Below are 9,640 nucleotides of genomic sequence, written 5' to 3'. Positions count from 1 at the left end.
GAAACCTGGGACGTGCCATCACCCTGTACGAACAGACCCTCACCGACCGCCTGCGGATCCTGGGCAAGGACCACCCCGACACCCTCGCCTCCCGCAACAACCTTGCGGCCGCCTACTGGTCGGCGGAGGATCCGGGGCGGGCCATCACCCTGTTCGAGCAAGCCCTCATCGACAGCGCCCGTCTCTTCGGCGAAAACCACCCCATGACTCGCGTCGTGCGTGACAACTTGCAGCAGGCGCGTTCACACCCCCGCTGACAACAACTCGCGCCCGGAGATCAGAGATCGCCGCAGTGCGGGGAGCGTCGAAACCTGTCTCTACTTACTCAAGGCGCCTCGCTCCGCTCGCCGCGCGCTCCCCGGCTCCCCGCCGGGTCCCGCCGCTCCTGTCTCCGCCCCACTCCGGGCCCCGGCTACGCCAGTCGCGCAACCAGAGCGAGCGAGCCTGAACCCAGGGAAACGGCAGGCACAAGACATGCCTCCGGCGGGGGCGCTCAGACTCCGGGATGGATGAGGCGCCGTTCGCGGGTGCCGGCGGATTGGTGGCGGGCGTTAAGGCTCCCGTCCCGACCACCTTCGACTCAGGCAAAGCCGAGCAGTCGCGGCCCAGGGCGTCAAGGTCGTTCGTACAGTGGCGCGCTCCACCTTGACGCCCTGAACCACGCCCGCTCCACGGAGTGTGGGCCGAAGGCGGACGGGACGGGAGCCGGGGGAGGCTGTGTCGACGCCGCCCTAAGAAGGAGACTCTCCATCAGGTGGCGAGTCAATGACACCCTCTGCACTCCCCTGCACAAGATGCAATGCCGGTCTATACAGAAACGGCACCCAGTATTGAAGGGATGGCGGCTCTCCCCTTTTTTCGAAGAATCCGATCTCTACGAGACGGGTGCAAATTTTCTTTGTACGCTCCTCGCTTTCCTGCCAGATCGAGGAAAGGCTTTGCACACTATGATTCGTCTTTTGCGCTTCAAGCAGTTCCAGGTGATGCCGGACATCTGGGTACTCTGCATAAAGAGTTCTATCCAGACGCACCTCAGACACGGGAGGCAAGGCATCCTTCAACGCTGAAGGATCGAACAGGTGCTCTCCATCCGGTTCCGGTTCGCCGACCTCTAAACGCTTCAGCTGAACTCGACGAGCCTCAGTGAGCAGGTGAATCAACTCACGTGGCGCAGTACGCTTGGTCCCATCCTGCGTACGCGTCAAGCACCAGTCGAAAGTCTGAGCCCTGCGCGATCCGAGTTCCACCTGAGGCGGGTATACCCGATAAAAGAAATCTTGCTGCGCGCTGGTGCCCGTTGTCACGGCCTTTGGTTCCGCACCATAGAACTCGACCAGAGGTCCATTTTGCACCAAGCGTTGGACCACAAGTTGCAGCAGGGCGGCACCGTCCCAGTGCAAGACGAGATCACGAGTGATGTGGCTGGCTTCACGGAAGCCGGAATCAGTTATTGCCTTCCAGATGTCCGTGCGAAGAAAGATCTTAAGGTGTATTCGATCGAATCCGTTCAGATCGAGGTAACACTTAAACAGCGCCCTCAAGGCCTTCTTCTCAAGATCAGGCTCGCCCGCGAAAGCCACGTCAAGCCTGTCTAGCAACAGCCATATTTCTATACCCGAGTCGACAAGGGATGCGTTCGCAACGTCAAGTAGATCATCAACGTAGATATCACCCCTAGCCCTTTCGGCCACGCTAGGCTCACTGAAAGATATGCGGCTGCTAAATCCTGCGATAGCCCCCGTACTGGGGTCCAGCGCCACAGAAGGCTCTATTTCACTCGGCCGCATGAGGCGGCGAACGTACTCAAAAGCATTTTTCACGTGCTGCCGCAAGGATGCTTTACCGCCTGGACGAAGCTGGGCATCAGTCAAAGTGCGGACGACTTTCCGGGCCCCTTCGTCCCTGATCCCGTAATCCTCGAAGGCGTCGGCAATCAAAGCCAGGAAGTACAACTTCCACAGCCCCGCAAACGCCTCCTCAGGCATTGGCGGTTCCTCGGTTAGGCTTTTGAAAGCCGGGGTCCCTTTGGGATTCTCTGCCGCTCGAATTAGAATGTCGCGATCGAACAGCTGCTCCTCGCGCGCCATCAGGGTGGAATATATGGCACTTTTACCGGAGCCTTTCGGCCCATAGATCACATCTACGTCGCCACGCCACACACTTTTCCATTGCTCCGTCTCAACGAAGTAAGCGGCGAGCTGATCAAATTCGTCCTCGGCTACCCTCTGGCCGAGCGAGAATTCTTCAATTATCTGCCTCTTCATGATTCCCCCCAGTGCGCTTAATGCGCTTTCCCGCCGCCAGAGCCCCTTACCCCCACAGTCTCTGCAGTCTACGAGACATAACGCCGCCTGAGCACCCCTCACCGGCAGAAGGCTGCCAACCACCAGGGTCAAGACTGTTGCCACGCCCCCCAGTCGACACTTACGTAACCCGGCAGGTCATCGAGCAGCAACGATTCGGCGCGTACAGCCGAATTGACGGCCACGCCAATGTAGTCGGCCCCGCCTGAGGCCAGGGGAACATGCTCCATCCCATGGGTTGCCTCTGCTGAGAGCTGAAGACAGCGGAGTGATCGTTGACCACGCAGACCACGGCCACAGGACCAAGATCGTTGAGTGGACGGCTGGTCTGGTGGACAACCAGCTGAGTGTCTAACTGCGTGACAACCACGAAGCACAACCACGAACAACCGTGGACGTCAGCGGACCATCTGCGCAGATGACAGACACGGCAGCCCATGGCCAGCGAGTATCCCGAATTGCTTCGGGGCGAAGAGGTCTTCCAGCCAGGCGCATGTGCCAGCAGTACCGCAACCTCAGTAACCTTCTCCGTCTAGTGGCGTCCGTCCGGAGCCTCGTGGCGGCCGGTATGGCCGTTGCCGACCCGATCCCGCTAGAGCTACGGATCAGAAGGTCGTCGACCTCAACGAGCCGGACGGAACGCACACCAGCGTCTCCGTCCGGTAGCGGCTGCCGTGCCGAGAGCTGACATTCGGCGCTCACGAGTTCACGACGCCGGCGAGCGCTCAACTGGCCTTACGCAACCGCGCCGCCGTCACCCTGGCCAGCATCGCCACCTCTTGCGCCGTCTCCGCAGACAACTCCAGCCGCACCACCCCCGAGCCGTCATCAGCCGCCCCCGCCCGGAGCTTTGCCCCCGCCGTGTCCACACCAACGGCCGTCAGCGCGTCGCCCAGTTCGGCCGCTGCCTGCCCGGCATCGCGCCAGCCAGCCACGTAGTCGACCCCGCGAACCCACAACACCGCCTCAGGGTTGAACTCCTCGCCCTCGAAACCCGCGTGGTCGCACATCTGCGTCAAGTCCCTTCCCCGTACTGGCTGATGACTGTCCATCAGGGGCGCATCGAACGAGATCACGACGACGGCCCCGGTACCATCGGCACCAGGGTCCTGATCATGGGATTCCTAACCGGACCACCCCCAGCCCGCCAGGTCACGGGGTGGTCCGGTCTTGCGTCAGCGGTTGTTGTGCACGGCTCCGGCTCGCGCCGGACTATCGACAGGTCATCGGGGGCCCTCCACCAGCGAGGCTCGGAAGAAGCTGGTGATCACGCTCCGGAAACCGGTGTGACCGGTGCGTCCCGCGTGCTTGAGGCACCAGGTCTCCGGGCCCTCCCTGTCGTCCGCCGCCCCGGAGGATTCGCCGCACGAGGTGCACTCGGTTACGTAGATCGGCCCGCTTCCCGAGGTATCCGTGTGCAACGCCCAGTTCGCGTAACGCCACACCTCCCTCGTCGTCATCGGCGCCCCTCCTTATCTGAACGGCGTCCGCCCCGCTCCACTTTCACCACGTCTGTGGCGTTCACCCGCAGGGCAGGCCCCGACTTGAAGATCAGGACCACCGCCGGCCCCCCGGAGCCACCCCGACCCGAGCGCACTGCCTTGACCTCTCGCCGTCGGCCCCGGTCGCTGATCGCGTCGCCGCGCCGTACCCGCATCGCCAACATCCGTGTCATCACGCCGACCGCCGCTCGCCAGTGGTCATCGATGGCGCTCCGACAGAACCGCCGAGGTCGAAGCGGCAGAAGACGCTCTTGCCTCCGCCCTCGTCAGGCGTCCACCACAAGCCGTCGGCCAGGGTGCGCACGATGTGCAGCCCCCGCCCGTGATCGGGTAGCAGCGCTTCCGGGAGATCCTCGGCCAGGTCCGGGCCGAAGCCGTCGCCGAGCGGCAGCGTGGGTGGGTCTGAGTCTTCGTCGGCCACATCCACGAACAGCCACCGAGGCCAGGACCGCAGGGTGAGTGTGATCACCGGGCGGTGGCCGGGCTCCGTCGAGTGGCGGTCGGCGATGGCGTGAAGCACCACGTTGCCGACCAATTCCGAGACACACAGTTCGACGTCGTAGGCGAGATCGCCGAGATCCCAGCTCCTGAGCGTCCCGACCGTTATACGCCGCGCCGCCAGCGGGGTGTCCTCTGCGTCTGCGAAGAGTGTGAGCGCGCGAAAGCGGCTTGCTGCCGCTACCTCCGCAGGCCCGACGAATCCCGCCTCTGCTGCCGGGAGTAAGCTTTGCGTGATCTTTCCGGTTGCCATGACACGATCGACCGTCCTCGGTCACGTCTACCGGGGCGTTCCCGGCAGGGTGGCCCGAGGATGCACCCCTTGCACCAGCCGTCGCTCCCCCCTCTTGGGGACCCCCCTCGTGGGTACACTCGCGAGACGCACCCCGAAGAGTTGACAGGTCAATCATCAGGGGAAGTGAGATGGCCGAAGTTGCTCCGACGCCCGCAGCACTGCCGCCGCACGTGCTGGAGCGCGCGGACGTCCGCTCCGCGATCGCCAACCACGATTTCGGCGAGGTCTTCAGACTCGCCAGGCTGCACGGCAAGATCAGCTACGCCAAGATCGCCGAGGCCGTCGGCTACAAGCGCGAGCACATCGGCAAGATGGCCAAGGACGAAACCGAAGGCAAGGGCGTTCGCCCCCGGATCACCCAGTACCGCAAGATCCTCGAAGTGGTTGACGGACTACGCATTCCCGGCCACCTCGCTGGACTCTCCCCACGCCCATGGGAGCTGGAGCGGCGAGCGAACACATCCCAGGCGGAGGACCCGAGCACCCTGCTCGCGGAGGGTGGTGCGGGGCTGTGGGACATCGCCGAACTGCTGCGGCGAACGGAGATGTCCAGCATCAACAGCGCAGCTCTGGAGTCGATCGAGCAGGGCATCGACCAGTTGGCCCGCGCCTACCCGTACGCCGATGCCGACTACCTGCACCAGCGCACTCGGAACGGCTTGCAGTACGTCACCAAGCAGCTTGAGAGCCGGATGACACTGCGCCAGCACCGGGAACTGCTCGTCAACGCGGGCTGGCTGTTCCTACTCAACGCGTGCGTCCAGTACGACCGGGGCCAGCGGGAAGCCGCCAACCTCAGCAAGGCCGCCGCACTCCGCATCGGCGATGAAGCCGGCCACGGCGAGATCAAGGCATGGGCGTGGGAGATCGAGGCATGGTTCGCCCTCACCCAGAGCCGATGGTCAGACATGCTCACCGCAGTGGAAGCCGGACACCTCGCCGATCAGACGCACTCCGTCGGCGTGCAGTTGTACGCACACAAGGCACGCGCGGCAGCCCGGATGGGAGACGCGCGATTGGTCCGCGACTCCCTGGACGCCGGCCGAGCAAGGCTGGACCGCCTGGCCCGCCCGGATCACCCCGAACACCACTTCATCATCGACCCTGACAAGTGGGACTTCTACGAGATGGACGCCTACCGCCTGCTCGGAGACGACGAACGCGCCGCCGGCCACGCCCGGTCGGTAATCCAGATCAGCACCGGGCCCGACGGCACCGAGATCTCCCCCATGCGTGCCGCAGAAGCCCGCCTCACTCTCGGAGTCGCCGCCGCCCGGACCGGTGAAATAGAAGAAGCCGTAGGCATGGGCACTGCGGCCCTTGCAGCCGACCGGAAGTCTCTCCCGTCCCTGCTCTTGGTCGCCAACGAGCTGGACAACGAACTCCGCGCCCGCTTCCCTCGCGAGGCGTCTACGCGCGACTTCCACGAACGGATCTTGACCATCACGCGCGGCGCGAGCACGCCGGAACTTCCGTTCTGACTGCCACGTGCACGGTTGCGTCACTGAGCTTTGATCAACTGATCCACCGCCATTCGCAGCGACTCCTCACGCTTGCAGAACGAGAACCGGACCAGCCTGGCCGGGGCGTCGGCGCTTACGTAGAACGCCGATGTCGGAATGGCGACAACGCCCGCGCGCTCTGGCAGATCCCGACAGAACTCCCCGCCGTCCGCGTACCCAGGGGGACCATCATCTGCTTGCAAGAAGTACCCAGCATCCGCACGAAAAGGTCTTGTCCGCCGAGGAGATCATCAACGTGCGCTCTCACGTTCCCGGAGGCGAAGCGATGGTCAGGTGCGGGCGTCGTCGTTGAGTGAATGCCGCGTAAATGGACATACGCGCCCATCCTCGTCCGATGAATCGAGCGTGCAAGCGACGCTGGAGTGACTATGTACGCGTGCCCGAGTTCACGCAGTAATACTCGGCGCGGGACCGACACCCGAGGATGTGTTGCGCACCCGGTGGACGCACGCGCAGGCAACAGGACGCCCCACTCGGACGCCAGTCCGGGTGGGGTTTCCACGTAAGCCCTAAAAAGGTGGCTCCTCCGAGGCCCGGCGCAGCAGAGCCACGAATTCCTCATGCCCCCATTCCTTGAATTTCTCTATGTATTCATCGTACTTTTCGTAGCTGACACCTTGCGCGATTTCCAACAACATCGCCTCCGAGGCGCCTCTATCTTCGAAATTCTTAACGACGCCTCGGATTTGATAGACACCCCGAGAGCCGATCGCGCTAAGCACTTTACTCGCGTCCGCTATACGCTCCGTTTTCTGCAAGTGCACTACAACTTCAAGAACGCGATTCGATTGGCGGCGTGCTACTGAGCTGAGTACGAAGTCTGCATCTTTTCCCAGCGCAGCAGCCCGCAACTTGTCAACCGCATTCTCGATTCCAGGGGAGCGGAACCAAGTTGCTATACGGGACAAGAATTCCTCTACGTAAACCGCAACGTTGGAGCGTCTGAAACCCACAACAATGGCTGCTGCGGAACTCTCCCCATGCCGCATTGCCGAAAAGTTAACTAACCAGCCGACGGTCTCTCTATTGGCATCGCTTCTACTAGATCCACCCCAGCCCACAACTCCGCCTTCGTAGGGGAACTCACGATCTAGAGCTCTTACGGTGTTAACGACACCTTGGGGAGAATCTTCGGCGGCTTTTTTCAGGAATTCGGTCACTGTCATTTCCGCCTGCATCATGGCTCGCAACACCTGAGGAAGCCAATCGGCAACAGGTTTCGATCGGCAGTCGTGGACCAAATCTATAAGGTCCTCCATCTGGGCTTGTCGCAATGGCTCAATATCCCATTCCAGGTTTCTACTGATTTCCCTGTTCTGATCCTCCGATCCGACACGGGCATCGCTGCGTAGTGTTTTCAAGGAATCCACTACCCTGTCTTGCCAAACCTCTCGATCGGTCTCGTGCTTCGGTAGAGGCACGTCATTTGCCTGCGCATATTCGGCCAACGCATCTACGACGGCAAGGATTTGCGGCAGGTTTAGAGAGCTTTTTCCTGCTAATTTCTCTTGGATTGTGGAGCGGGCCATCTTCTGAGGTCTTCTTTGGCGGCCAATTAAGTGCTCCAAGGTTCGATATGAAGGATTGCCGGCGCGAGCTCGGAGTTCCCGAAGTTGACTCGCTACGTCCATCGAAGTCTCCTTCTCCTGGCCATGGGCGGGATCGTCTGTTCCTGTCCGGTGACGTCCGGGACCATCCAGACTTAGCCACCTGAGCCTAGGTCAACTGGGCTGATCCTGTCTGGGTGTTGCCGGGTTCAGCCGTCACGGTCGTGACCGGTGCAGCGGACAGGTTGCATGGGGTGCAAGAGAGAAACCCTACTCACCCACGGGATGGTGGGTGCAGGTCCTAGCCGGAACGAGCCTGCAACGGCCTACCTCGCTGGCTCGTGCAGATTGGAGAACGAAGTAGATGGAACCCCAGCGCCCCCCAGAGCGGGAGCCTAGCGCGGACACCTCTCGGTGGATGAGTCGCCTTCTGGTCGTACTCACTCCAGTTGCGACACTGATCGGGGCGGTTGCTGCATTGATCACCGCAGTCCGCGCATAGCTCTTGAGGAAGGCCAAATGCAGCTCGGGTCACCTTGTTCAGCCGCATAACTGACGGGAATCCTGTACGGCAGCGTCAACGTTGCCGTACAGGAAAAGTCGGCCGCACACCCCACCCACCAAGGCCGAGGAGCCGAACAGCTTGATCCTGTTGGGGCCTTCAGCGAGCTTCGATCAGCTGGTCAATGGCCTGTCGGATCGAGTCCTCGTGCTTGCAAATCGAGAAGCGCACCAGCCAGGACGGAGCGCCCGCGCTCACGTAGAACGCCGAAGTGGGGATAGCCACCACGCCAGCTCGCTCCGGAAGATCCCGGCAGAACTCAACACCGTCCGCGTAGCCCCACGGGCGCACGTCCGCCTGAACGAAGTAACCCGCGTCCGCGCGGAAGGAACGCAACCCCGCCCGGTTCAAGCCCTCGCTTAGCAGATCCCGGCTTCCCCTCAGGGTGTCTCGTAGGCCCGTCGCCCACTCCTCTACCGAGCCGAGGGCCCGCGCCAAAGCTTCTTGATACGGCGAGCCGGAGGCGTACGTAAGAAACTGTTTCGCGGAATTCACAGCAGCGACGAGCGCAGCCGGGCCGCAGACCCAACCAACCTTCCAGCCCGTGACGTTGAAGGTCTTGCCGGCCGAGGAAACAATCAGCGTCCGTTCCCACATCCCCGGGAGGGTCGCGATGGGCAGATGCCGCGCCCCATCGTTGTATACGAGGTGCTCGTACACCTCATCCGTAACGACCATCAGCGATCGCTCGCGGCAGATATCCGCGATCGCTGCCAGTTCATCCGTAGTGAAAACCTTGCCCGTGGGGTTGTGCGGGGAGTTCAGCAACAGCACCCGCGTACGCGACGTCACAGCGGCCCGCAGCGCGTCAATATCCAGGGCGAAGCCGTCGCCCTCGAGGGCCAGGGGAACGCCAATGAGTCGGGCACCAGCAAGCCGGGCATCCGCCGCGTAAGCGTCGTAGCAGGGATCGAAGGCGATGATCTCGTCACCGGGGTCGCAGAGCGCCAGCACAGCCGCCGCAAGTGCTTCCGTCGCACCTGTGGTGATCAGGACCTCACCCCTAGCCCGGTAGTCGAGTCCGTACCGCCGGCGCTGATGAGCGGCGACCGCCTCCCGCAGTGCAGGGAAGCCGACAGCGGGTGGGTACTGATTGCTGCCCGACAGCACCGCGTCCGCCACGTCTTTGAGCAGCGCGGCCGGGCTGTCCAGCTCAGGCACTCCCTGCCCAAGGTTCACCGCTCCGGTGCGCCGCGCCAGCTCCGTCATCTCCGTGAAGATCGACGTACCCATGCCTCGTACACGCGCCGCAGGACTCCAGTCCGCCGAGCCCACAGACCCGCGCACATCAGCCGTCTCCCTCGTATCCATGCAGTCCCGCTTTCCCGAGTCCGTCCACCAGGAGATTCGGCCCTCACCATAGGCGCGCACCGGAGGAACTGGGCCATCGGTGGGCATAGCCAAGCCATC

Annotated in this window: 8 protein-coding genes; 2 read left to right on the top strand and 6 right to left on the bottom strand. The window is 62.7% G+C overall.

Annotated features, from left to right (window positions below; all coding sequences use genetic code 11):
• On the top strand, positions 1-257 hold a 257-nt coding region (locus tag ACFWV8_RS15345; protein WP_384201304.1), incomplete at its 5' end, for a tetratricopeptide repeat protein.
• Positions 258-731: 474 nt separating this feature from the next.
• Here ACFWV8_RS15345 and ACFWV8_RS15340 read toward each other — a convergent pair.
• From ACFWV8_RS15340 to ACFWV8_RS15325, 4 genes are all read right to left on the bottom strand, one after another.
• Positions 732-2,264 (bottom strand): P-loop ATPase, Sll1717 family, encoded by a 1,533-nt coding sequence (locus ACFWV8_RS15340; protein ID WP_384201301.1) that lies wholly within the window; start codon positions 2,262-2,264, stop codon positions 732-734.
• 764 nt (positions 2,265-3,028) lie between these two features.
• Positions 3,029-3,379 (bottom strand): hypothetical protein, encoded by a 351-nt coding sequence (locus ACFWV8_RS15335; protein WP_384201299.1) that lies wholly within the window; start codon positions 3,377-3,379, stop codon positions 3,029-3,031.
• 147 nt (positions 3,380-3,526) lie between these two features.
• Entirely contained in the window at positions 3,527-3,763 is a 237-nt protein-coding gene (locus tag ACFWV8_RS15330) for a hypothetical protein (protein ID WP_354606458.1), read from the bottom strand.
• Positions 3,764-3,977: 214 nt separating this feature from the next.
• On the bottom strand, positions 3,978-4,556 hold the full coding sequence (locus tag ACFWV8_RS15325) for an ATP-binding protein (protein WP_384201294.1): 579 nt from the start codon (positions 4,554-4,556) through the stop codon (positions 3,978-3,980).
• Positions 4,557-4,726: 170 nt separating this feature from the next.
• Between ACFWV8_RS15325 and ACFWV8_RS15320 the strand changes: the two genes are divergently transcribed.
• Positions 4,727-6,079, top strand: coding sequence for a tetratricopeptide repeat protein (locus ACFWV8_RS15320; RefSeq protein WP_384201292.1), 1,353 nt, complete (start codon positions 4,727-4,729; stop codon positions 6,077-6,079).
• A 551-nt stretch (positions 6,080-6,630) separates the two neighbouring features.
• Here ACFWV8_RS15320 and ACFWV8_RS15315 read toward each other — a convergent pair.
• Together ACFWV8_RS15315 and ACFWV8_RS15310 are read right to left on the bottom strand one after the other, a co-directional pair.
• Positions 6,631-7,752, bottom strand: coding sequence for a hypothetical protein (locus tag ACFWV8_RS15315; protein WP_384201289.1), 1,122 nt, complete (start codon positions 7,750-7,752; stop codon positions 6,631-6,633).
• A gap of 577 nt (positions 7,753-8,329) precedes the next feature.
• Positions 8,330-9,439 carry an aminotransferase class I/II-fold pyridoxal phosphate-dependent enzyme gene (locus ACFWV8_RS15310; RefSeq protein WP_384201287.1) on the bottom strand — a complete coding sequence of 370 codons (1,110 nt, stop codon included), beginning with the start codon at positions 9,437-9,439 and terminating at the stop codon, positions 8,330-8,332.
• Between the last annotated feature and the right edge of the window lie 201 nt (positions 9,440-9,640).

The organism is Streptomyces sp. NPDC058665 (assembly GCF_042714995.1).
Classification (GTDB): Bacteria; Actinomycetota; Actinomycetes; order Streptomycetales; family Streptomycetaceae; genus Streptomyces.
This window is presented reverse-complemented; position numbering and strand designations above follow the sequence as displayed.